The sequence below is a fragment of the Bacillus sp. FSL L8-0654 genome (genome assembly GCF_038629965.1).
In the GTDB taxonomy this organism is placed as follows: Bacteria; Bacillota; Bacilli; order Bacillales; family Bacillaceae; genus Bacillus; species Bacillus safensis.
In genome coordinates this window covers 2877000-2902133 of the sequence record NZ_CP152026.1, presented here as the reverse complement: position 1 = coordinate 2902133, position 25134 = coordinate 2877000, and the positions used below count along the sequence as shown (strand labels likewise).

21 protein-coding genes and 1 pseudogene are annotated in these 25134 nt (G+C 39.6%); 12 read left to right on the top strand and 10 right to left on the bottom strand.

Annotated elements, in window-relative coordinates:
- Positions 1-23 precede the first annotated feature (23 nt).
- On the bottom strand, positions 24-500 hold the full coding sequence (locus MHH65_RS15065) for a divergent PAP2 family protein (protein ID WP_024423347.1): 477 nt from the start codon (positions 498-500) through the stop codon (positions 24-26).
- Between the two features lie 316 nt (positions 501-816).
- Here MHH65_RS15065 and MHH65_RS15060 point away from each other — a divergent pair, with 316 nt between their 5' ends.
- Positions 817-972 carry a hypothetical protein gene (locus MHH65_RS15060; protein WP_161781913.1) on the top strand — a complete coding sequence of 52 codons (156 nt, stop codon included), beginning with the start codon at positions 817-819 and terminating at the stop codon, positions 970-972.
- Positions 973-1276: 304 nt separating this feature from the next.
- On the opposite strand, the gene MHH65_RS15055 is transcribed toward MHH65_RS15060, so the two are convergent.
- From MHH65_RS15055 to MHH65_RS15040, 4 genes are all read right to left on the bottom strand, one after another.
- Positions 1277-1591: a hypothetical protein gene (locus MHH65_RS15055; protein WP_034623814.1), complete on the bottom strand. Its 315-nt coding sequence runs from the start codon at positions 1589-1591 to the stop codon at positions 1277-1279.
- A 675-nt stretch (positions 1592-2266) separates the two neighbouring features.
- On the bottom strand, positions 2267-2869 hold the full coding sequence (locus MHH65_RS15050; RefSeq protein WP_034623811.1) for a hypothetical protein: 603 nt from the start codon (positions 2867-2869) through the stop codon (positions 2267-2269).
- A gap of 189 nt (positions 2870-3058) precedes the next feature.
- On the bottom strand, positions 3059-3208 hold the full coding sequence (locus MHH65_RS15045; protein WP_161781912.1) for a hypothetical protein: 150 nt from the start codon (positions 3206-3208) through the stop codon (positions 3059-3061).
- Positions 3195-4361, bottom strand: coding sequence for a Rap family tetratricopeptide repeat protein (locus MHH65_RS15040; RefSeq protein ID WP_034623810.1), 1167 nt, complete (start codon positions 4359-4361; stop codon positions 3195-3197). The genes MHH65_RS15045 and MHH65_RS15040 overlap by 14 nt, the downstream gene beginning before the upstream one ends.
- Positions 4362-4792: 431 nt before the next feature.
- Between MHH65_RS15040 and MHH65_RS15035 the strand changes: the two genes are divergently transcribed.
- The gene (locus MHH65_RS15035) at positions 4793-4996 is read left to right on the top strand and encodes a hypothetical protein (RefSeq protein ID WP_268412723.1); all 204 of its coding nucleotides are present in this window, start codon (positions 4793-4795) and stop codon (positions 4994-4996) included.
- Between the two features lie 466 nt (positions 4997-5462).
- Here the strand turns inward: MHH65_RS15035 and MHH65_RS15030 are convergent.
- A pseudogene (locus tag MHH65_RS15030) lies at positions 5463-5759 on the bottom strand (YolD-like family protein); the annotation flags it as partial.
- A 327-nt stretch (positions 5760-6086) separates the two neighbouring features.
- Here MHH65_RS15030 and MHH65_RS15025 point away from each other — a divergent pair.
- Complete coding sequence (locus tag MHH65_RS15025) at positions 6087-6767, top strand: hypothetical protein (RefSeq protein ID WP_034622149.1); 681 nt, start codon at positions 6087-6089, stop codon at positions 6765-6767.
- 272 nt (positions 6768-7039) lie between these two features.
- Here MHH65_RS15025 and MHH65_RS15020 read toward each other — a convergent pair whose 3' ends face one another.
- A complete protein-coding gene (locus MHH65_RS15020) occupies positions 7040-7195 on the bottom strand; it encodes an AbrB/MazE/SpoVT family DNA-binding domain-containing protein (RefSeq protein ID WP_268412882.1) in 156 nt (51 codons plus the stop codon).
- Positions 7196-7514: 319 nt separating this feature from the next.
- On the opposite strand from MHH65_RS15020, the gene MHH65_RS15015 reads away from it, so the two are divergent.
- The 3 genes from MHH65_RS15015 to MHH65_RS15005 all read left to right on the top strand — a co-directional run bounded on the left by MHH65_RS15015 (position 7515) and on the right by MHH65_RS15005 (position 11611).
- Entirely contained in the window at positions 7515-9005 is a 1491-nt protein-coding gene (locus MHH65_RS15015) for a leucyl aminopeptidase (RefSeq protein ID WP_024423346.1), read from the top strand.
- Positions 9006-9346: 341 nt separating this feature from the next.
- The gene (locus MHH65_RS15010; protein ID WP_024425962.1) at positions 9347-10675 is read left to right on the top strand and encodes a Na+/H+ antiporter family protein; all 1329 of its coding nucleotides are present in this window, start codon (positions 9347-9349) and stop codon (positions 10673-10675) included.
- Positions 10676-10834: 159 nt separating this feature from the next.
- Positions 10835-11611, top strand: a complete 777-nt coding sequence (locus MHH65_RS15005; protein WP_268412726.1) for a sporulation protein — start codon at positions 10835-10837, stop codon at positions 11609-11611.
- Positions 11612-11649: 38 nt separating this feature from the next.
- Here the strand turns inward: MHH65_RS15005 and MHH65_RS15000 are convergent, their stop codons facing one another.
- From MHH65_RS15000 to MHH65_RS14990, 3 genes are all read right to left on the bottom strand, one after another.
- Entirely contained in the window at positions 11650-12246 is a 597-nt protein-coding gene (locus MHH65_RS15000; protein WP_034282595.1) for a biotin transporter BioY, read from the bottom strand.
- Between the two features lie 116 nt (positions 12247-12362).
- Entirely contained in the window at positions 12363-13499 is a 1137-nt protein-coding gene (gene ald, locus MHH65_RS14995) for an alanine dehydrogenase (protein ID WP_034282594.1), read from the bottom strand.
- A 110-nt stretch (positions 13500-13609) separates the two neighbouring features.
- Positions 13610-14839: a PucR family transcriptional regulator gene (locus MHH65_RS14990; RefSeq protein WP_024423341.1), complete on the bottom strand. Its 1230-nt coding sequence runs from the start codon at positions 14837-14839 to the stop codon at positions 13610-13612.
- Between the two features lie 406 nt (positions 14840-15245).
- Here MHH65_RS14990 and MHH65_RS14985 point away from each other — a divergent pair, with 406 nt between their 5' ends.
- The 6 genes from MHH65_RS14985 to essA all read left to right on the top strand — a co-directional run bounded on the left by MHH65_RS14985 (position 15246) and on the right by essA (position 25095).
- On the top strand, positions 15246-15539 hold the full coding sequence (locus MHH65_RS14985) for a WXG100 family type VII secretion target (RefSeq protein WP_003213769.1): 294 nt from the start codon (positions 15246-15248) through the stop codon (positions 15537-15539).
- Positions 15540-15634: 95 nt separating this feature from the next.
- Entirely contained in the window at positions 15635-15874 is a 240-nt protein-coding gene (locus tag MHH65_RS14980; protein WP_003213579.1) for an EsaB/YukD family protein, read from the top strand.
- Positions 15875-15888: 14 nt separating this feature from the next.
- Positions 15889-17202 (top strand): type VII secretion protein EssB, encoded by a 1314-nt coding sequence (essB, locus tag MHH65_RS14975; RefSeq protein WP_268412727.1) that lies wholly within the window; start codon positions 15889-15891, stop codon positions 17200-17202.
- Between the two features lie 51 nt (positions 17203-17253).
- Positions 17254-21729 (top strand): type VII secretion protein EssC, encoded by a 4476-nt coding sequence (gene essC / locus MHH65_RS14970; RefSeq protein ID WP_268412729.1) that lies wholly within the window; start codon positions 17254-17256, stop codon positions 21727-21729.
- Positions 21726-24620, top strand: coding sequence for a type VII secretion protein EsaA (esaA, locus tag MHH65_RS14965; RefSeq protein WP_268412730.1), 2895 nt, complete (start codon positions 21726-21728; stop codon positions 24618-24620). Before essC ends, esaA begins: the two co-directional genes overlap by 4 nt.
- On the top strand, positions 24610-25095 hold the full coding sequence (gene essA / locus MHH65_RS14960) for a type VII secretion protein EssA (protein WP_251232461.1): 486 nt from the start codon (positions 24610-24612) through the stop codon (positions 25093-25095). The genes esaA and essA overlap by 11 nt, the downstream gene beginning before the upstream one ends.
- The last annotated feature ends 39 nt before the right edge of the window (positions 25096-25134 follow it).

The following is a 25134-nucleotide window of genomic DNA, read 5'->3' as shown; positions in this document are numbered from 1 at the left end:
TAAGGTCCAAAGCTTTTTCGCTTCTACATGAAGTAATAATCTAAGATGAGTGTCAGCAAGATCCCTGTTAAGCCGCCGAAGAAGACTTCAATCGGCTTATGACCAAGAAGCTCTTTTAATTTCTTTTGCTTTTCTTTTTCTTCCGCATTCGGGAAATTCTTTGCTTCGGAAACAAATCGGTTAAAATCTGTTACGAGCTTGTTGAGAACAGTCGCCTGTTCTCCTGCCTGTCTGCGAACGCCTGTCGCATCAAACATCGTAATAATGGCAAAGATGGCGGAAATGGCAAAGATAGATGTATCTAGCCCGTGCTCTAAAGCCACTGCTGTTGAGAGTGCTGTTACTGCTGCGGAGTGTGAACTTGGCATTCCGCCTGTGCTTGTAATGAGCGACCAATCTAGTCGTCTAGAAATGATAAATTGAATCGGTACTTTTACAAATTGAGCAAAAAAGATGGCTGCAAGGCTGGCAAGCAGCGGAAAATTCGTCAGTACGCTCATGAACAAGAAACATCCTCTCTTTAAGAAAAAATATCGTGCGAAATGGTGGACTAAAAATCCTAGTATGATGAAAAAATGATAGCAGTAAAAAATGCTGCCAAGTCCATGTTCATTATAACATTAAAGAAAGTAGATGTGGAACGAGGAGAACAAGGACAGGCTGCTCTTACAATTGTGGGGAATGTGGTAGTTTTAAAAAAAGAGGGCGGGAATGTTTAGGCTATAGGTGCAGTAGTCGGTATTATGTTTTGTCTAATCTAATCTAATTATTCCCTTCTATGGGTAGGATAAGGGGGGAGTGTGGTGTTAGAGATCAATGAGATTGACGGTAAAACTTGCGGGTATTTTCAAACTTAACTTGGATATACAAAACGAAGAGACGGAAACCGCAGAAGGAATTGGTATCACTCTCAATCCAGGCGTGGAAGCGACAATAGGTATGTATCTTCAAATGATGTATGAGCCCGCGTAAAATATGAGTCAAGCGAGATTTGAAGAGATCAGCAAATATCTAGAAGAATGGGCTTTCCTGAAAAGAATAGGTTGCTGTAGCTACCCTCTAAGTATAAGGTTTAATGTTAATTAAAGCCAATGAGGAACGAAAACGAAAAAGAAGGAGCTAGGCTGCTTTTTCTATTAAATATTTACAAATTATGTTTATCATGGTCAGAAAAAATCCCTTTCCAATTGGATAGGGATTTTTTTGTGAGATTATCTTTAGATTATGTGTTATTTTATTTCCGCAAAAAACAAACCCTAAAGGTCTGTTTGATTCATCAAGTAGATAACCTAGAATCACGTGTTCCAAAACGAATGGCACTTACAGAATCATCAAAAGTCATCGCCCTTGAATCAGTAACATTAAATTCATCGTTGGAAGTTAAGAGAGGAAAATCCTGATTTGATAAAGTGATAAGACGGAAATCATAAGTTGTAAAACTATTCCCTGTAGCATTCCTTACAGTCAGATCAGTGGATTCTGGAGAAGTAGCATTTCTTGAATTCACATCAAAATCGACAGATGATAATGAGATCACACCTAGCAATGCTGAAGCACTCAAAAAGCCAGTAAGAACCGTTTTAAAATTCATATGAACAGTCGCCCCTTTGGATTTGTTTTCGGACGTACATCACTTTTTCATACATTTTTACAGATTCATCCATACGCCCATTCTCATTATAGTACCGAGCCGCTTCGAGCGCTAGGTCTTCCATGTATGGATAACCCCTCTCATTCTCTAATTTTTCCAACGAGCTCAAGACCTCACTTAGGTTTGCTGTTTTTAAAAATTGGAAAAGCATTTAAATCCCGTATAAGTGTTTTTGAGGCAATCCCCTATGAGAGAAACACACGAACATAAATAAAAGTACTCTGAGTCGAATCTGAACGCTCTAGATAGCATTTTGAAATAGACGCCATGTTTTTTATACGTGAAATTAAGAAATAAAAAACAGGCTCTTTAGCCTGTTCATTGTTTCAATATTTTGTTGATGTCCTTGATTTAAAACCACTTCAACACTAAAGTTATTACAACACTTTGAATTACTACTAACAGCGCTAACAATTTCCATTCCTTTTTATTGATGTTTCTTTTTGATAGATATGTCCAAGATATAAGATTAATAATTAATACTATTATTAATACTATAAAAAAAGTAAAAATAAAGGGTGATGTTACTACTACCATATATTCTCCTCCAATTAAAAATTTTAGGTTTTTAAACAAGGAGGTTGAGCATAAAATGCTCAACCTCAACCTTCTTCTTTAGAAACCTATAGTTGCTCTTTCTATTCTGTAATCCCCGCTGCCTAATAATTTAACAGTTAGATAAGTATTGTATTCAAAAAGAAATTTAAAAGCTCTAAATGTACCATGACTTTGTACAACCCAAACACTAGGATCAAGTTTATCTATCCAAGTATTGTGAGATTCACTATACATAGCTCCTGTCAAATTAACATCTTTTGTTGCTCCAGTTACTTTTCCGCCTTTAAATTGAAATTCACCAGCTAGTCTGTGTTGAAAATGAAATCCAGCAGTATTTTTTACATACGCTTTATAAATTTTTTTACCTGAAGGATACTTACTTTTACTTGAAGATGCATCATAAACATTTTCACTTTTGAAAAACAATGATACTGTTTCATTAGTTTTACCAATTTCTTTTTTAAGAGAAATTTCAGTTTGGCCAGTTTCGAGTTTTTTATTTGCTTCAACGACCAATTCATCAAGGGCTTCATTTATTTCTGCAATTTTTTTAGCAGTAGGATATCCCTTTTCTTGGTCTACAGATGACGTTGATTTTGCTGAAGCAAAACTTGGAATTAACAAAAAACACATCAAAGATAAAATCAGAATTTTTTTCAACTGTTCATTCCCCTTTATAGTTTTTTTCAAAGCAGCTTGTAAGAATCTTACCCTTATATCATAAAGGAATTTTTGGTATTTTTGTATATAATCAGGTAATTTTAAGAGGATTTTAAGGAGAAGAACAAGTTGCTAAATCGAATCCAAAGACTATGTGATACCCATTTTCACATAGTCTTTTCATTGATCTTATATTTGATTTCCAGCTTTTTTACCACCTACACTTGATGTAATCACTTTGTCAGCCATTTCATGTGAGACGGTAGCAGAATGAAAAATTGGTAATGCTAATGCTACAGTTACAAGCATGATGGGAACAAAAATTTTACTCTTCAACATATAACAATTCCCCTCCTTGAATTAATGACTTTGCTTCAAGTGCTCTTTCATAAAAAACGACAGCAATTTCCAACTGCCCACTTTTATTATAGTATCGCGCAGCTTCAAAAGCTAGTTGGTACACATCTTCGTAAAGATTTTTGCTTTGTAGATTGTCAAGACAACGTTTTAACTCTGTGACTGTATTTGGTGTCTTAGATTGAAAATAAAGGCAATGTAAAAATTTCATTTCTTCTTCATAAATTTTGTCATTCAGTTGTTGGGCCGCCGAGACACCTTTCTCAAATGTTTCAGCTGCTGGAACAACCTGTCCTAACTTCAAGAGAGTGTATAGCTTGTTAAAATAGGATTTTGGAGCATGTGATGTTTCATTCTTTTCAAAAAGTTCACAAGAAGTATCAAAATGGGACAAGGCTTCTGTATATTTTTCTAAGTGGAAATAGCACTTGCCTAAGTTAAAGATCGTAGAGGATATAAGATATTCGTTTTTCGTCTGCTGTGCAAAAGAATGAGATTTTTCAAAGTAAGTAAGTGCATCAGCGTATTGTAGTTTAGACAGATAATTTCCAGCGATGACTGAATAACACCAGGCTATTTTTTCTTGCATTAATGGTTGCTCTGTAAATAGACTCAATGCTTTATGTGCATACATTACAGAAATTTGATACTGATCTATGTGGTAGTACACTTCTGATAACTTGTAGTAAAATTCAGCCTTTTCAGTAGGGTCTTCAATATCCAGGAGAACTTTTTCAGCAGATTTATAAGAACTGATCGCCTCGTCAAATTGCTTTTTCCTAAATTCGTGCATTCCTTTAAAAAACCAAAAATAAAAATCTAACATCTTTTCAATTTGATCTTTGTCTTCATGAAGCGATTGATCAATCTTATGTTTCTGCTCATTGATCTGAACCATATATTCATCTAACTCTCGGCTAGATAACTTAGGTTTGAGGTAACTTAGCATTAAGTCATGTCGAAAATCCAGCAGACTAAAATATAATAATACGGTTTGATTTTCTTCCATACTGTCAAAGAGTCGTTTAACATCTGCTTTTAAAAATTCTGCATCAGTTATTTGATCTTTTTTGATGGCTGAATACCATTCATTCAGTTTGATCGCCACTTCGTCGTAAGTGATAGAAGCACCCATATATAATCCTCCTTCAAATTCCTATAAAACCATTTTATACAATATTTTAACATGTCTAACTATTCTAAAATCGAACAGATGCGCTCTATATGTAAATTTTCGGTATACCGCAAAATTAAGCCTACTTTAAGAGGAAAATGAGCGATTATTATCACATAAGACATGCTACATATTACTTATTTTTACATAAATGTTGGAAAATGAATTTGCCGTCTGCGATAATAAGTCTAAATTGTGGTGAATAGAAGAGGGGGGGAATTGATGAATCACTTTAAAGTTATGATATTGAGCCTTACTTTATTAATGGGTATCACAACCGTAGTACATATATATTCCTTTCAAACCGCAGAAAACGGATAATTTGGGTAATGTTAAAAAAGTAGACTCTCTACAAGTCTACTTTTTTATTTTCTATAGTGAGGTGAACTATAATGAATGGTATAGATATATTAGAGAACGCTTCAAGACTTGGTCAATTAATTCTTTTCTTCTCTGGATACGCTCTTTATTGGAAACTAGTCAAAACAAAAAAAGAGCGCCCTCTCACAAAGTACGAGAAATTCCTTAAATTTTTTGTAATGTTGGGCATGTTAATTTATTTTCTCTCGTTTTTATCTTTAAACTTGTGGGCGTAATATGTCGATTTATGTCTGATGGGATTAACCTTCTTTTAAAAGTCTTTGTTTTACATAAATGTATGATAAAGTAATTTTTGAATTTGGAAACAGGGGAGTTATTATGAAAAGATTGTTTTTTTAATGTTGCATTAGTTTTAGCTGTGACTGACTTTTCTCCAGCTGCTGCTGCAAAGACGCAAAGCACAAAGGGATTAGAAGGTTTGACAGAAAAGCAAATCGAGAAGTCTTTAAAAGAAGTTGAATATATCTTCACAAAGATTATTGTTTCTGATAAAAAAGCTTCGTCATTAATGAGGAAAGTTTGCAATATCTCCTTATTCGGCTGAGGTGAAAGATGGAATGGTCGCTTTTGCAAAAAAAATGAATCAAGAAGTGGTCACTCAAAGCAACACTGTCACGCGCTGTATTGAAGATGCAGTTGGTATCACTAGAGTGCTTTAAAACATCTGCAAAACGCAATAGATCAGTGAGATTGGATGACAGTGTTAGTATATCTAGGCGGGGCTGGCTTAGCAATTAAGCCTTCCACTTTATTCATATTCATGCTGTTTTGACGTTTAATATAATCCATAAATCGAATGTAATTGGTATCGCCACGATCATCCTTAATCCTGAATTCTTTTCTTAAATGATCCACGTATACAAACTTTCCATTGATCTCACTAGTTAACCCTTGATCAAACAGCTCGAAATGAAACGACAAGTCCTCACTCGTTGCGGTTGCAATGATATATTCAAACTCTTCAAATTGTTCCTGGCTTAATGTAGGTCGTTATATTTTGTGCTTGTTCAGGTGCAACTGTCTTAATGCCTCGTTATGTTCAGGCAAGATAAATTTCATCTGCCATCTATTCTGATCTTTTCTTTCATCCCACACATTATCACCTCAATTTAGATTATATTACTTGTTCGATGTCTAAGTGATAATAATTCCTTGATTCAAAATTTAGTTGATCAGTTGATTAGTTGTCCAGTTGAATAATAAAATGTAATTACCAAGAATATGAAAGATTGTTTTGTTTAATAACTAATGTTACTTCAATTGGTTGATCGTGAGAGTTACTATATCGGGGCAGGAGGAAATTTTATGGCTAGGTTTGCTTTACACCCTAAAACAAATGAAAAAATATCTATTGGGGATTGGGAGTTATATCATAAAGAAGAGACACCTATATGCATTATTTGTGAACACAATTTATATATTAGAGCAAACAGTTCTCCTGGTTCTTCAGCTCACTTTGCTCACTATCCTGGATCTAATTGTCCATCAATTCAATACAATCGAGAAAAATATGATGGTCTCCAGCCGGTTGAAAAAGACTATCAGAATGCTGAAAAGTTAAAAAAGCATTTGATCAATAACATGTGGCAGATATATCAAAAATGCAAGAGCATATTTGGTGAAGGGTTTAGACAAAAAGATTTTAAAAAAATGATTTTCAAAGCATCTGAAAGAAATGTTTGGTTCTATAAAGGTATGACACTAAAATATTTACCGTATGTTCTGTTAGTAAACTATGGTGTTTTTCAAAAAGAGGAACATCGAAAAAATAAAGTCTATTTTGTATTTGATTCTAAACTATCAAACTATGAAGATTTGTGGATTAAGCCTAAAATAAAACAAAAAATGTGGAAGGTATACCCAGATGAAGGTCAAATTCAGGAAGTCGAGATTGATTTTGATACTTCTTCTTTGTCACCTGATTATTTTATTTTTTGGGCCACAGGTTTACAAGGAAAAAAAGAAAATGAATTTTTAGATTGGTAGTTAGATTGAACTAATTGCAGCTTCATTATATGATTCTCTGTTGCTGGTCTTATTTTTGCCAACTATTATCGAGGACTATTGTCCATTTTTGCAAAGGGTGCCTATTTAATAGTAAAATGCAATAATGCTGGTAGTGGTTCCAGAGGTGAAATATATTGAATGAATGACACTTCATGTTCATTAAGATTAAATCAAAAGACCGTTACAATATAACGAAATGAAATATTGCAGGTAGGAAAATAAAAAGAGCGCCCAAAAGTAAACGAACATTCTCACAGAATAAATAAAAAAATGCACGCTTCAGCCTTCTTAAACTGCTGCAAAATAATATTTTCTTGGTTAACGAAAATCTTCATAGGGTCTGACTCGTGAATGTTTAAGTTATCTCTTAATTCTTTAGGAAGAACAACACTTCCAAGCTGACCAATGAGCTTGAAAGTGCATACTCAAATTCTTGGTTTCCGATAATCAACATATAAATAGGGCTGTACCTTTCAAGATTTAGAGCCGTTGGGTGAGCAAATTCGCATACTAACGTCTCTTTTTTGTTGCCGAAATGGAAGTGCAAGCCATGATTGCTGATAGATTGCGGTTTTCGCCGCTTTTTCATGATGCCCTTCCGCATGTGAAAATATAAATGTTCATCAAGTAAAGACAGACTGGCAATGATCGTATAGGCACGCAAATTTTGATATAATAGAAGTTCCAATGTGAAAAATGGAGTTCATTAAGGAGCGTGTGATAAATATGTTTTTCTCGACAAATGAATTGCAGCATAAAGATACACTGGCGATCGGACTTTTTCAAAAGAGCCAATTATCAGGAAAAGCAAAAGAAATGGATGAATTACTTGAAGGAAGAATCACTGAATTATTAAAAGAAGGCGACATTTCATCCAAACGAAATCAGCTTTCGAAATTTTTCCCATCCCCTGAAACAGGCATCAAACGCATTTATTTTGTCGGGCTTGGGAAGGAATCAGATTACACGTTTGAAGAGGCAAAAGAAGTGTTTGCCCATTTATTCAAAAAGCTTCATCAAGATAAAAAGCAAGCGGTTTCTGTCTTGCTGGATACGTTTATTGGAAAGGATCTGCCTGCTCAAGATGCAGCCCATGCCCTTTCTGAAAGCTGCCTTTTAGCTACATATGAATTACAGGATTTTAAACATAAAACAAATGAACCGGATCGTTTTATCGAGTTTGTTTATGCAACGACAGAGCATGATCAAGCTGAAATTCAGGCGAGTTTGAAAGTCGGCGAAGTGTACGGACAGTCAGTTAATTCGGCTCGTACCCTTGTGAATATGCCGCCAAACATGCTCACATCCTCTGATCTGGCTTCGTATGCGGCAGAGCTTGCATATAAATATGAATTTGAGATTGAAATTTTAGATAAAGAACAAATGGAAGAGCTCGGAATGGGCGGTATTTTAGCCGTCAATAGAGGCTCAACAGAACCGCCAAAACTCATCGTATTGAAATATCAAGGCAAGGAAGAATGGACAGACGTCATCGGCCTTGTCGGTAAAGGCATCACGTATGATACTGGCGGCTATTCTTTAAAGCCAAGAGCGAGTATGGTTGGCATGAAAACAGATATGGGCGGCTCAGCCTCTGTTCTAGGCGCAATGGAAATCATCGGCGAACTTCGCCCAGAGCAAAATGTCATTGCGGTCATCGCCTCAACCGATAATATGATCTCGGCAGACGCTATGAAGCCGGACGACGTGATTGTGTCACTAAGCGGTAAAACAATCGAAGTGCTCAATACGGATGCAGAAGGCCGTCTTGTTTTAGCAGATGGGGTGACATATGCGAAGCAGCATGGTGCCTCTGTCCTTGTAGATGTGGCCACATTAACAGGCGGTGTCATTGTGGCGCTTGGAAATGAGACAACAGGCGCGATGACCAATAACGATGAGCTGTACGCTCAGTTTAAAGAAGCATCAGAAGAATGCGGTGAAATGATCTGGCAGCTGCCAATCACGGAAAAAGATAAGAAACGAGTACGAAACAGCAAAATGGCGGATCTCAATAACTCACCAGGCCGTGATGGTCATGCGATCATGGCAGGTGCTTTCATTGGCGAATTCGCAGAGGAGACGCCTTGGGTTCACTTAGATATTGCAGGAACTGCAACAACAGAAAAACCTTCATGCTTTGGACCAACAGGGGCAACAGGTGTGATGGTGAGATCACTCGCAACATTTGTGGAACGATTTGAAGGAACAAAATAAAGGAGAAGGCTCTGCCGAGTGGCAGGGCTTCAGATTGTTGACAAAGAGCTAAAATGAACTTTATTTTAGCTCTTTGTCTTTTTCTTTTCAGCGTGATAGAAAACCTTTGAAGTCTAGGAAGGACGAGTACTGGAGCGGAGCGAATTTGACATTCGTGAGCACCAGCACGCAGGACTGACAAAGAATGCGAGGGTTTGTCTACACGCTGGGCTCTGCCAAGTGGCAGAGCTTTTTTATGTAGGACATACGCCATTTGACGAAGTTTTTTTTCTATGGTAACATACGTTGGTACTTTAATTATCTACTACATTAGTAAACTAAAGGATTTCGGGGGTTTCACCATGAATGCAGTTGTTTTAGCGGTTGTTTTAATGTTGATATTAAGCTTGCTGCGGGTCAATGTCGTGATTGCGCTGGCAATAGGCGCTTTAGCTGGCGGACTTGCAGGTGGATTAGGCTTGGGAGGAACAGTGGACGCCTTTACGGACGGACTCGGAGGAAATGCAACAGTGGCGATTAGTTATGCGTTATTAGGAGCATTTGCTGCGGCACTGACGAAAACAGGTCTGCCAGATGCTATGGTTGAAGGAGCAGTGAAGCTTCTAGGAAAAGAAGGCGATTCAAGACGGAAAACACTATCAAAAGTGCTCATCGTTCTTGTCATTTTGATCGTGTCCTGTTTTTCACAGAACGTCGTTCCTGTTCACATTGCCTTTATCCCAGTCCTCATTCCGCCGTTATTAAAGGTGTTTAACGAGCTTCAGATTGACCGCAGACTGCTAGCGTGTGTCATTACCTTCGGACTCACTGCACCATATATATTACTTCCAGTCGGTTTTGGACAGATTTTCCACGGAATGCTTCGTGACAATATGAAGGAAGCGGGTCTGACTGTAAACTTAGCAGATATTCCATATGCCATGCTGATTCCTGTAGCAGGCATGGTTCTTGGCTTGATCGTTTCCATTTTTGTATATCGAAAGCCGAAGGTATATGAGAATCGTGAAATTACAGATGTAGAGAAATCGGCTTATACGAAAAAAAGCTTATTCTTTGCCGGTCTTGCTATTCTCGTTTCGTTGATTGTCCAGCTTTATCTATCACAAAGCCTTGGTGTGGAAGGAATGATCTTCGGTGCACTCGCAGGACTGCTTGTCTTGTTTGTGACTGGAATGATGAAACGGGATGAAGCAGATGAACTGATTACATCTGGAATGAATATGATGGCATTTATCGGTTTTGTCATGCTTGTTGCGGCTGGGTTTGCCAACGTTTTAACAAAAACAGGAGACATTGAATCTCTTGTCAAAGCATCTTCCCAATTTATCGGAAACAGCCAGAGTCTTGCGGCGATTTTAATGCTGCTCGTTGGTCTGCTTGTGACAATGGGAATCGGATCATCATTTGCAACGATTCCGATTATTACAACCATCTTTGTTCCACTTTGCTTACACTTAGGTTTTAGTCCAATGGCTACCATTGCCATTATTGGCTCTGCTGCGGCTGTTGGAGATGCAGGTTCACCTGCAAGTGACAGTACGCTTGGACCAACATCTGGATTGAATATGGATGGACAGCATCACCACATTTGGGGAACTTGTGTCCCGACTTTTATCTATTATAATATTCCGCTTGTTCTGTTCGGCTGGCTGGCGGCGATTATTCTGTAAAATGAAAAGCTTGTAGAGAAAACGATGATGTTTTTTCTATAAGCTTTTTTGTTGTTCGCAGATGAAAAAATAATTAGGACAAAAGTATGATTTAAATGAATCTTTCTTTCTCTATCTTACGTATATATGCTGATAAAAATGAAAAGGGGAAGATGGGACATGTCATTTTTTAAAAAGCTAGCGGCAAGTGCAGGAATTGGTGCGGCAAAAGTAGATACCATTTTAGAGAAAAACGCTTATTATCCAGGACAAGAAGTAACGGGAACTGTCCATGTAAAGGGCGGAAAAATTGCTCAGGAAATCCGCCATATCAATGTTAAAATTGAAACACAGTATGTGATTGTAAAAGATGATGAAGAGCGTAGAAAATATGCAAACATCCATTCTGTACGGGTGGCGGATTCTTTTACCATCCAGCCTGGAGAAAAGCATGAATTTCCGTTTTCTTTTATTCTTCCTATCGATACCCCGATGACGATCGGAAAAGTTGAAATTGCAGTGGAGACAGACCTTGATATCCAAGGCGGAATCGATAAAACTGACTATGACCGCATTTTCGTTGAAGCGCATCCTTGGGTGAAAAATGTGCTGGAGGTCACTAGAAATCTAGGCTTCCACCTAAATGAAGCAGACTGTGAGCAAGCACCTTACTTTCAGCGGCGCCTGCCATTCGTCCAAGAATTCGAGTTCATTCCGACATCAGACTACTATCGCTATATGCTTGATGAGTTAGAGCTGATTTTTCTGATAGATGAAGGCGGATTAGACATTGTTTTCGAAGTCGACCGTAGAGCAAGAGGCCTGAGAGGCTGGCTTGAGGAGATGTATAATGATGGGGAACAGCTTGTGCGCTACCGCTTCAGTCCATCAGATCTTGAAAATGTAGAAGTGCTTGAAGGAATGCTGGAAGAAATCATAGATCAATACGCTGAGTAATGATGAAAAAGAGCCTGAATGAAGACAGGCTCTTTTTTCTATGATACAGCTTCTTGTTTTCGAAAGGATGTGGCTTTGGATACAGAGCGATAAATTTTAGGTGCCAGCATCGCAAGTAGTATAGTCAATGCGTAGTCTTTTACCATAAACCAGATCATAAAGAACCATGTGGTTTGATAGGAAATCGGTGCATTGAGCCATACATTTAATGCGAGGTATGTATAGGTCGTTCCGATCACATACATCACGGTCGTACCAGCAATGGCTGCAAGCAAAAAGCGCCCAAAACCAGGGTTTTTTCTTTTTTCTAGAATGAATCCGGCAAGCCAGGCAGCAGGGATGTATGATAATACAAAGCCGCCGCTTTTGCCTAAAATGACCCCAAAGCCCGCAGAGAACTGGGCGAATACAGGTGCACCAGCAATTCCAACCAAGGCATAGACAATCATAGCTAATGCGCCAAGCCGTCTGCCGAGTAAGAGACCAGCAAGCACACAAAAAAATGGCTGCATCGTAAGTGGAATTCCGCCAACCTGTAAAAATGGCACAATGGATGTGATATTGGCTCCGATAGCCATGAGTGCAGCAAACATTCCCACTAGAACAAAGTCAGCAGTTCTTGTCTTCTTTTGCATGATGTTTCCCCCTGTCTTATCTGTACAAATAGATTAAGGGGAAGAAGGATTTTTGTCAACTTGTTTTTATTTTAGGTTAACAATAAAACCCGCCCATCAATAGGGCGGGTAGCTGATTAAGCTTCGGTCATAAAAGTGGCATCGATGGCTTTGCTGACAGGTACGTAATCATAGCCGAGATCACGAGCGACCGCTTCGTACGTGATATGTCCGTTCATCACATTGACACCTTCTGCGATGGCATTGTTTTCTCTAATAGCTTTTGCAGCGCCTTTATTCGCAATTTGCAGCGCATATGGAACAGTGACATTCGTTAGAGCAACAGTTGATGTCCGCGGAACCGCGCCTGGCATATTAGCGACAGCATAATGTAAAATGCCGTGTTTTTCATAAGTAGGCTGATCATGGGTTGTGATGTGATCAATGGTTTCGACAATGCCGCCTTGATCAATCGCTACATCCACAATGACAGAACCAGGCTTCATTTGTTTCACCATTTCTTCTGTCACAAGCGTCGGTGCTTTGGCACCAGGAATCAGCACCGCACAAATGAGAAGGTCTGCCTCACTGACTGAATCTGCAATGTTGACAGGATTGGACATTAACGTTTTCATTTGATGGCCAAATTGGTCGTCCAGCTGACGCAGGCGTTCTGCGTTTACATCAATCAGGGTGACATCTGCGCCAAGTCCGATCGCCATTTTCGCTGCGTTTGTTCCAACCACACCGCCCCCAATAATGGTGACCTTTCCTCTTGATACCCCTGGTACACCTGCAAGTAAAATACCCTTTCCGCCTTTTGGCTTTTCTAAAAATTGAGCCCCAATTTGAGCGGCCATTCTGCCTGCTACTTCAGACATTGGTGTGAGAAGAGGGAGTGATTTTCCGTCCGTTACTGTTTCGTAAGCAATGGCTGTAACGCCTTTTTGTTTTAATGCTTCAGCCAAGGAGGGCTCTGCGGCTAGATGCAGGTACGTAAATAAGATGAGTCCTTCTCTGAAATAAGGATATTCCTCAGGTAATGGTTCTTTTACTTTCATGATCATATCAGAAGATGCCCATACATCTTTCGCCTGATCAAGAATCTCTGCACCAACAGATACATAATCGTCATCAGTGAATCCGCTTCCAAAACCAGCGTTTGTTTCAATTAAAATCTGATGTCCAGCTGAAAGCAATTGAGAAGCTGCTCCTGGTGTTAAAGCCACTCGGTTTTCATTGTTCTTAATTTCTTTCGGAATGCCGATGATCATGTTTATTCCTCCTATGCTTATCTATTGATATTGTATGTCTAGTGTATCCGGAAAGTTTAGAAAATTCTTCGGTTGAAATAAAAAATAAAAAAACGCCTCTTTGTGAAATTTCACAAATGGACGTTTTTTAGCTTCATATCAAGGTAGATGGTCATTTTCTCATTCATGTTTTTTAAATCAATTTCTGCGATGTCTGTAATCCGTTTTAATCGATAATTTAAGGTATTGATGTGGATGTTTAATTGCTTTGCGGCAATATTGGCATTGCTGTCACAGTCAATAAACCGCTCAAGGGTTTCGACAAGGTTGGAATGATGCCTCAGGTCGTAATCCTCCAGCTTTGATAAAGAGTAACTGGAGTAAGAAGAGCCCTTTCGCTTCTCAGCAAGCACATCAAGATATTGATAAATGCCTAGTTCAGAAAAGCTGTTTAAACGTTCAGTTTCAACTGGAAAGCGTTCTTTCGTCTTTAATACAGCCAGTGCTTCTTTATAGGAAGGCTGAATTTGAGAGATGTTATCGTAAATTCCTCCAATTGCTGCCTGAACATGCTGAATATGATACCGGTCCGCAAGCTGCTGCAGCATGCCGCTTGTGAATTGCTTAATATCTTGAAGCGGATGTTCTGTTTTTGGTGAGACGAGAATAATGAATTCGTGAAAATCAACAGTCGTTAACAGTACCTGTACTTGCTGTGTTGTTTCAAGCAGATAGGACAGCTTTTTTTCTGTCTCCTCTGTGAGTTCGTCACGAAGACGGAAGATGATGATGGCATATGTGTCTGGACATCTGATGCCAAGCCTTAAAAATAGGTCAAGCATCTCATCCTTTTCATGAATATGACCTGTGAGCATCTTCCAGAAAAGCTCCTGATTACGTTCTTCTGTTTTCGTTTTTCGAATTTGTAAATTGAGTAATTTGTTTTTCACGGCATGCGCTGCCATTTTGAGAAGGTCCATTTCTTCTTCTGAAAAAGGCTGTGCGGATTCAATCGCCCAAATAAATCCGAGCACTTCTTTGTCCTTCCAGATCGAAATGGCGACCCTACTAGATAAACCCACCTCTGCAATTTGAGGGACACGAAGCGGTTCGTCTGTTTTAAGGAGTGTAGGAATGATGCCGTCCTTCCAAAGCCGATTAATGACTTTTTCCGGTACCCGGCGGGAGATAATGGTTGAAGTTCTGGCGGGATCAGTAAAATCATTGTGTGTGCTATATGCCAATAATCGATGATGAGTATCTTCTATAGTAATAGGGCAATTGAGCACATCACTAATTTGGTCTGCCACATCCTCTAAACGATCAAGACTATACTTAAACGGATCTGTCTTTTTTGTCATAAAAAACCCCTGCTTTTTCGAATATTTCACGTACTTACATTATGAAGAGAATGAGGTACGTAAATCAACAAAAAACTGCCATAAACTTAAAAAAACAAAAAGTGTGAGAAGCAAGTAAATGCATGTTGAAGCACGCTGAAAAAGAAATAGTACAATAATAACGTAGTAAAAAATCAATAGGCGGAAAGATCCACCGAAGCAGGTGGATACTTATTATGAATATATGACCAAAAAACTGTTAAATACTAGATAAAAAGCGAAAAAACAGTAATTCTATAGACTCATTTTGTAAAATAAAAACAGATTTGTTTGACTGTGTATCATTTCTGTTTTTATAATAATAACGTCAAAAAATAAGTGGATTAGCCCATTATATGGCGGCTATGCACGGGAGGTAATGAGGAATATGTCAGGAATTATTCGCGTAACCCCAGAAGAACTAAGAGCGACCGCTAAGCAATATGGTGTTGAAAGTCAAGAAGTGTTAAATCAAGTTGATCGTCTAAATAGAATGATCTCTGATTTAAAAGGAATGTGGGAAGGTGCTTCTAGTGAAGCATTTGCTGATCAATACGAACAGCTTAAGCCTTCATTTATCAAAATGTCTGATCTATTAACAGATGTCAGCAATCAGCTTGATCAAACGGCAAATACACTTGAAAGCACTGACCAAGACATCGCAAGCCAAATCCGCGGCTAATCAAAGGGATTTCCTTTCTAAGTGTGAAAAGCAGAAACAGCGCCGAGTCTGTCAATGGATGCCGGCGCTCTTTCTATTTTGTGAGGTGGAAATTTGTGTATATCGATATTACCATCGACTTAAAAAATTATGATGGCAGTGTGTTTGATTTGAGACTATCAAATTATTTACATATTAAACAAGTCATCCATATCGCCTGGCAGGCAAAACAAATCTCACTTCCAAAGCGAGAAGGCGGATGGGTGCGGGTAGTCAATAAGAAAGCTGTGTTTTCAGGCGAATATAAGCTGTCAGACTGTGGAATTACCACAGGAGACAGGCTGGAAATACTATGAAAGGACTTTTGTAAATGGCAGATAAAAAGAGTTCCTATTTAGAAGAACAATTAGAAGCAGTCATGAAAAAAGAGGGAGGCACCTATACCTTTATTTTTCAAAAAGAGACGATTAAACTCTTAGACGGTTTAGAAGCGGCACCGATCAAAGACATCAATCCTTCATTTCAGAAAGAGATTCAATTAACTGAAGATGAGGTCATCATTTCTATACAACCGCCTCCTGCCTATCAGGAATTTCGTTTCATCCATGCAAAGGATGAAAAAAGCAAATGGATTTTTTCATACCAGCTTGTCGATGCAGTTCTTAAACACGACGTGAAGCGGCTGCATCCTATTGTTTCTCCTGAAAACATTGTTTTTCATCAAGGCTTAGCTCCTGCATTTTTGCATTATGGAGTCAAAGAAAGCATCCCGCCATATGAAACCGATGAGCATCGCCTGTTAAAAGAGGTCAAGGCTGTCGTTCTTCGAGTGGTTGACCATGAATATCAATTTCAAGAATATGTGGCTTACAATGAAACGTTGAAATTATCGGAGCTGGCAAAAGAAATTAGTGAAACGAAGTCGCTGGAAGAATTGTTAGCTTTGATTGAGCAAAAGATCAAAGCAATCGATGCAAAAGAAAAAACGCTCTTAACCATTCCTAAAAAGAAATGGAAGATCGAGCGATACATCGGATTAGGTCTGCTTGTCCTGTTAATCCCTGCATTGGTGTACACCATTTACACCTTCTTTTTTGCCATGCCAAAACAAGAAGCGTACGTCGAGGCAAACAAATATTATCTCAACAAACAGTACAGTCAAGTGGTGGATACGTTAGAGAAATATCCAGCCAATCAAATGCCAGTCTCTCTACAATATGAACTGGCCATTTCGTATGTACAAACGAACCAAGGCAGTTTGTTGCTTGATCAGCATAAAAAAGAAATCACAGAAACGTACACATTGCAGACAGATCCGCAATACTTCCTATTCTGGATTCATATTGGACAAGGCAATAGCAAGGAAGCACTTGATATTGCACGGGTGCTTGGAGACGACAGGTACATATTTACGGCACTCGTCGCCTATCGCAATGAAATTCAAAACGATGACAGCCTTTCTGCTGAAGAAAAACAAAAACAGCTAGATCCGATCATTAAGGAAATGGCGAAATATGAAGAAAAAGAAACAACCGAGACAAGCACAGGTGACTCCTCAGACGCAAGCCAAACAGATGAAACAGCTGAACAAAAAGAGCAGTCAAAAGCCGATCAAGAGAAAAAAGAGAAAGAATCTGAAGCGAAAAAGAAAGCCTCTCAGACAAAAAAAGATGAGAAAAAATAATTCTTTCGATACAACTGACAGTTGGTGCTGTCCCATGAGGAGGTGGAGCGTTTGAGTCTTCTTTGGGTTTTTTATGAGGAGGATTATCAAACTGTCCGTTTAGATGAGCAGTTCAATCGAGAAGCTCTGATTGGACCTGAAATAGAGCATACAGTGACAATCCCTTCACTTTCGTTTGATGAAGGGGTCATTCGTTTATCTCCTGATGAACCGAATGATGGTTTTACTATTTATCAGGGAGATGAGAAGAAAGGCAAATTACTTCCACATGAACCATATCAGCTTGGTTCACTCACACTTATTTTAATGGATGCACATCATGATCAACATATTTATTACCTAGGAAATAGAGTGGAGCTGTCTTTTTCACGTGAAGAGAAAGATGAGATTGATGTGTGGAAAGAACAAGCTCATTCCATGTTTCAAGATGCCAGCCAGTTCACTTTAGAGAAAATCGAAGGAACATGGTATGTCATGCCTCAGGACGAGATGATTTACGTGAACGGAAAGAAAATCCATGGTCCAGAGAAGATTTATGCAGGAGATGAGCTGTTCTGGAACTTTCTGACGGTGACATTTAAAGATGATGATCTATTACAGGTGACAGCTTACGAACCCTTTCATACACGTTTGGAAAAAACAAGACCGCCAAGTACAGAAACAAAACAAAAATACCCTTCATACAGACGTACACCGCGTTTGATTTATGATTTGCCAGATGACCGGGTATCCTTTAGCTTTCCTTCGCAGGAGAGTGAAAATAACAGCAGAGGGCTTTGGCTTGTTGTCCTTCCGCCGCTTGTGATGCTCCTTGTGATGGGGATTGTTGCCCTTATCCAGCCGCGTGGAATCTTTATTATCGTGTCAATGGCGATGTTTATCATGACGTTAATTACATCGTCCGTTCAATACTTTAAGGAAAAATCACAGCGCAAAAGACGAGAAGAGAAGCGGCAGCGTGTCTATTCTCTTTATTTAGAAAATAAGCGGAAAGAGCTGCAGGAGCTGTATGACCGCCAGCAATATATTTTAACGTATCATTATCCGTCATTTGAAAAAATGAAGTATTTAACATCAGAAATCAGCGGACGCATTTGGGAAAAGACGCTTGTGAGTGACGATTTCTTGCACCTGCGTCTTGGAACAGGCGCAGTCCCATCAAGCTATGAATTATCGATGAGCGGCGGCGATATGGCCAATCGGGATGTTGATGACTTAATGGAACAAACGCAGCACATGCAAAAAGTATATCGTGAAGTGAAGAATGTCCCGATTACATTCGGTCTTGCGGATGGTCCAACAGGATTAATAGGGAAGCCTGCGATTGTGAAAAATGAGCTTCATCAGCTAGTTGGACAGCTTGCTTTCTCTCACAGCTATCACGATTTGAGATTTGTCTTTATCTTTCATGAGCAGGAGTATGAGAATTGGGAATGGATGAAATGGCTTCCGCACTTCCAGCTGCCTCATACATATGGCAAAGGGTTTATTTACAACGAACAAACACGCGATCAGCTATTGTCCTCTATTTATGAAATTTTACGCGAGCGTGATTTAGAAGAAGAAAAAGAGAAGAAAATCTTTACGCCTCATTTTGTGTTCATCGTGACAAATCATGAGCTCATTGCCGAGCATGTGATTTTAGAATACCTAGAAGGCAGCCGGACAGATCTTGGTATCTCCATCATCTTTGCAGCAGAAACAAAGGAAAGCTTAGCTGAAAATATTTCGACGCTTGTCCGTTATATTAACGAAGAAGAAGGAGATATTCTCATTCAGCACAAGAAGGCAGTACGAATTCCGTTTCAGCTTGATACACATCAGCGCGGGGACAATGAACTGTTTGCCAGAACACTGAGAACATTAGATCATCAAGTCGGTATGACCAATTCGATTCCTGAGACGGTCTCATTCCTTGATCTTTTCCATGCCAAACAGGTAGATGACATTGGCATTCGTGAAAAATGGCTGACTTCAGAAACGGCCAAATCATTATCAGTTCCAATTGGTTATAAAGGGAAAAACGACATTGTCGATCTGAACCTGCATGAAAAAGCACATGGCCCGCACGGACTGTTGGCGGGAACAACGGGATCAGGGAAAAGTGAATTTTTACAGACGTATATTTTATCGCTCGCTGTACATTTTCACCCGCATGAAGTTGCTTTTCTGTTGATTGACTATAAAGGCGGCGGAATGGCGCAGCCGTTTCGAAATATTCCTCATTTACTTGGAACGATCACCAATATTGAAGGCAGCAAGAACTTTAGTGAAAGAGCGCTTGCCTCAATTAAAAGTGAATTGAAGAAAAGGCAGCGGCTGTTTGATCAGTATCATGTGAATCACATCAATGATTATACGAAGCTCTACAAGGAGAAAAAGGCTGAGCAGGCAATGCCTCACTTGTTCTTAATCTCTGATGAGTTTGCTGAATTAAAAAGTGAAGAGCCAGACTTTATTAGGGAGCTTGTCAGCGCTGCACGTATTGGCCGAAGCCTTGGGGTCCATCTCATTTTGGCTACCCAAAAGCCAGGCGGGGTCATTGATGATCAGATTTGGAGTAACTCCCGTTTTAAGGTCGCACTAAAAGTACAAGATGCGTCAGACAGTAAGGAAATTTTGAAAAATAGTGATGCAGCGTCCATTACCGTCACAGGCCGCGGTTATTTACAAGTGGGCAACAATGAAATTTATGAATTGTTCCAATCGGCTTGGAGCGGTGCACCATATATGGAAGATGGCTACGGCTCAGAAGATGACATTGCCATTGTGACAGATACTGGTCTTATTCCGTTATCAGGGGTAAGCACAGAGCCAGCAGTGAAAAAAGAGACAGTGACGGAGATTTCCGCTGTTGTGGATGAAATTGAACGTATGCAGCAAGAGCTTGGAATTGAGAAGCTGCCAAGTCCATGGCTTCCACCGCTTGAGGAACGTATTCCAAAAACACGTTATGCGTCGAGTGAAGAGCATGTCTTCCATTTTGCGCTTGTCGATGAACCAGATCAGCAAAGCCAGCATCCACTTTCTTATCAAATGATGGAAGATGGGAACATTGGCATCTTCGGTTCCTCCGGCTACGGCAAATCACTTGCTGCCACAACACTGCTGATGAGCTTTGCGGAGAGGTATTCACCTGAAGAATGGCACGCATATATTTATGATTTCGGAAACGGAACATTGCTTCCGTTAGCTAAACTGCCGCATACGGCGGATTATTTCTTAATGGATCAGATGAGAAAGATTCAAAAATCAATGAAGCGTCTGCGGGAAGAGGTTGAATATCGCAAGCGCTTATTCAGACAGCAAGAAATGAGTCATATCAAAATGTACAACGCCTTAAATGAGAAAAAGCTTCCATTCATTTTTATCGTGATTGACAACTTTGACATTGTCAAAGACGAAATGCATGAGCTCGAATCTGAATTTATTCAGCTGAGCCGTGACGGACAATCACTAGGTATATACTTCTTGATTACAGCAACCCGGGTAAATGCAGTGCGTCAATCGCTGATGAACAATCTGAAAACAAAGATTGTCCATTACTTAATGGATCAAGGAGAGGCGTACTCGATTATTGGCAGACCGAAATTCAGCTTAGAGCCGATCCCAGGCCGAGTTATTATCAACAAAGAAGAGCTTTATTTTGCTCAAATGTTTCTGCCAGTTGAAGGAGAGAACGATCTCGAATTGTTTGAGCATTTGAAACAAGAGATACAACTTCTTCATGACCGCTTTGAAGCATCCGAAAAACCAAAGCCTGTGCCAATGCTTCCTGATAAGCTGACAGTTTGGGAGCTTGAGAGTCGTTTAGATGAACAAAAACTGACTTATGACATTCCAGTCGGATTAGATGAGGAATCTGTGGCACCTGTTTATTTTGACTTGAAAAAGAATAAACATTGCCTCATTATCGGTCAAACGCAGCGCGGGAAAACAAATGTGACAAAACTGATGCTCGATCAGCTTTTAGTGGCAAAGCCTGAAAAGCTGGCTGTCTTTGATTCAATTGATCGAGGTCTATCCCATTATGCAAAAGAAGAGAACATTGCTTACCTTGAAACAAAAGATGATATCACCGAATGGGCAGAAGAAATGGACCGCATATTTAAGGTGCGGGAAGAAATGTATGTCGAAGCTGTGCGCCAAGGGGAGACCGATCAGTTGTCATTTCCTCAAATTGTGCTTGTGATTGATGGCATTACGCGTTTTCAGCAGACGATCGATCCGCGTCTTCAAGATCAATTGGCTGATTTCATGAAGTCATATGCACACTTAGGCTTCAGCCTGATTGCATCAGGGAATCATACCGAGTTCAGTAAGGGCTATGATGCACTCACAAACGAAATCAAACAAGTTCGTCATGCTATGTTACTCATGAAAAAATCAGAGCAAAACATCATACCGCTTCCGTATGCAAGACAAGAACCAGAGATTCAGCCAGGCTTCGGGTATTTGGTTGAAAACGGAAAAGAGAAGAAAATCCAGGTTCCTTTATGTGCGGTAGAAAGGAAGAGTGTTCAATGACAGAGCAGCAAAAAAGCTCCATCAAAATCGTATCCACCATGATATTGATTCTTGTGCTGCCGGTTTTATTTTTCCACCTGATTGGAGATGACCCGGCAAAACAGAAGAAGAATGCGACACGAAATATTGCGGTGGTCAATGAGGATATGGGAGCGAGCGAGAGTGAAAACACGGCTCGTTTCGGACAGGATGTTGTGGCAGCATTGTCAGAACGTCCTGATTATACATGGACTGTAGTGAATCGCAGTGCGGCGGAAAATGGACTGAAAAACAGAAAATATGACGCTGTCCTTTATATTCCGTCTGATTTCTCTAAAAATGTGCTGAGCTATGATAAAGACCATCCTGAAAAGGCGTCCATTCAATTTTCGATTCAAGACCAGCTCAATGCAGTCAATAAAGAGAAAGTGCAGAGAGAGCTGGAAAATGCACAAAAGAAAATGAATGAACAGATGTCGACGTTATACTGGAGTTTTGTATCACAGGAAATTGGCAATGTGAGAGAAGAATTTGAGCATATTGTCGGCAAAGAAGTCGAATTCCAAAACACGATGTACAACTTCTATAAACCGAACTCAAACAAACTATCAGATGCCGTCCAGCAGCAGAAGAAACAAATAGAAGAATTAAAAAATGCGATGGCCGATTCACAGAAACAATATAAAGACGGCTTGAGTACAACAGAAGAAGCAAAGAACCAATTAAAGGACTTTGTGAAAGCAGTCGATCAATACCAGCAGTATCAAGATAAACAAAAGGATCTCTTGATCAAAGCGCAATCAGCAAGCCAAAAGCAAATCCAGCAAGGGCTCAAACAACTCGCTGACATTCAAAACCAAAATGCCCGCAGTTTTAGTGATCAAATGGGCGGACTCAAAACAGACATCAACGGGGTACAAAGTCAGCTGAAAACAACGGACAGCGCCATCCAATCTGTTCAAAAGTCGAGAGAAGACGTTATTCCTAAGCAATCAACGGGATTAAAGGAACTTGTGATAGCGTCTCAGAAGGAACTGATTAAAAACTATGAAGATCGTTACTTAGAAGATTATCGAAATAAAATATCAGACTTGCAGACAAAGCTATTGGCAAAAAGGCAAGAGTTAATGGACGAGCCTGAACCGCCAGCTGACTCTGATGAAGACGATTCATCAGATCAAGATAATGAAAACCCAGAAGAGATTGGGATTAACCTAGAGGAAGAAACTAATGAGCTCTCACAAATTTCAACAGAAATGAATGATCTTGCGGATCAATTAGCAGATCAGGAGACACCGCCTACTGGAGATAGCAATGATGATAAAACCGGTGATGATCCTGCTCAGCCAGATACCGGCAGCACGAATTCATCGAAGGATGATCTAAAAGCACTCGCTACTCGTCTAGATGAAGTGAAAAAGAAAATTCAAGAAAAAGCGGCCGCTCATAATGACGAATTGAAAGATAAAGTGAGTCAAATGAGTAAAGAGCTTGAGACCCTTACGAAAAAAGTAGATAAACTTGAAAAGATGATTCTACGGTTACAAGATCGATATAACGTCATTCCGAATGAAATCAAAAATCAAGAATCATCCATTGTAAGCAAAGTAAAAGAGCTGAAGCGCAGGAACTCACCGATTAGTAATGCCTTTAGCGATCATCTTTTTGAGAAAAAGTTCGAAACAAAATCAACAAGAACTAAAAAATTAATGGACTATTCAAATCAACTCTCTCAGCTAGAGCTGATGATCGCAAATGTCTATCAACCATCTAATAACTCTTCTCTATATGACGCAAAAGAAGAGAATATCCAATCCATCCTCTCCATCAAAAAAGAAGAAACAGAAAACTGGGATAAGCTCAAAAACCAGATGCTGACATCAAATGATGATGTGTCTACTTTTATTGATGAGATGCAGAAGTTTTCAGATGGTTATGCGGAGTACATTACGACTCAGCAGGCAAGCATGGAACAGGAATTACAGACAATTTCTGAAAGTGCGGACAATGTAGCTGAGCAAATGGCTGATCAAGGAGATGCGGTGTATACAGCAGACCTTGCAGGCAGTTCAATTGTTGTCAGTGCACAGGATTCAATTGGTCAGGAAGTGCTTCGTCTTTCTGAAAATATGAGTTCGTTAACCGACCGCCAAAAAGGGGTGGCGGATTATACGAATAACATTGAAGAGAGTGTCACAACAGTTCAAGAAAAAGCAGATACGCTGAATGAAAACTGGAGCAAGAATGTCGACTCTACAAAGCTTGTTCAGCAAGATTTAAAGGGTATTTTAGGAAATACATTAAGTGATCAAGGCAACAGTAACTATGTGTATAACCATTTAGCCAATCCGCTGAAAATCAGCGGCGATGTGCCGGAAGAAAAAACGCAGACCGTACCGCCGGTCGTCATTTTGGTCATTGTGATGATCAGCAGTTTGTTAATTGGCTTTTTCAGCTCGTATTATGCGTCAGCTCCGATGCTGGTCAAAGGTGCGCTGTTTGGCATCTTGAATCTATTAGTCGGACTCATGATCAGCTTGTTTGGACTGAACATTTACAAACTTGCAGATGATCAAGCCATTCAATGGTCGATCTTCACCATTTTGTTATTAGTGGCGTGCTCTGCCTTTATTCGCACGGCCTTCCTATTCGGTTCTATTGCCGGATGGATGGCAGCAACAGCGCTGATTTTCTTCTTTGTCGCACCGTTAATTGATTTGGTGATGCCGAATTTCCACTTTACCAATCCAGTGACAGACGTGTACCTGTCGATTCAATATGGAAATGGAGACACCTTTGGAATGGGCGTCACAGGGTTAGTGATTTTAACTGTTCTTTTCATGGTCGTACCGCTTGTGAAAAAGCTATGGAAAGATAAAACAGAGGAACGTGATGTGACTCATGAAGCTTAATCTATTCGTGAAAGGGACGGCACTCGCTGCCGTTTCCCTTTTTCTCCTCATCCCTGCTGCTTTCGCTGCTGGTGAAGATACGGATACGAATGTCAAGCCGAATGAATATCAGGAAAAGGAACTCAATATTAACTCGAGTATATTGAGGGATCAAACGAAATACGAACAAAGCAAAACGACATCAAAAATCAAAACAGACATTCATTTTGCTAAACCGCCTAAAGCCCGGGGGGGATCTCTTTCTCCGCAGTTATTTAGTGATTTAAAGGAGAACCCGCCCAAAACACCAGCTCGTATGATGAAAGAGATGAATATCTCTTTTAGTGATTCGGCTGTATCAGCACCTTCTGAGGATGAACATGAGAAGCAGACATCGGCACTGCTTCCGATTATCTTTGGTTTCTTGATAGCCCTTGGTCTCGTTGTGATGATCATCCTGATTCCAAAGGTGAATGTGAAGGCTGAAAAGAAATAGTCTGTCTCTTTTAATAGAGGCAGGCTTTTCTTTATGCAG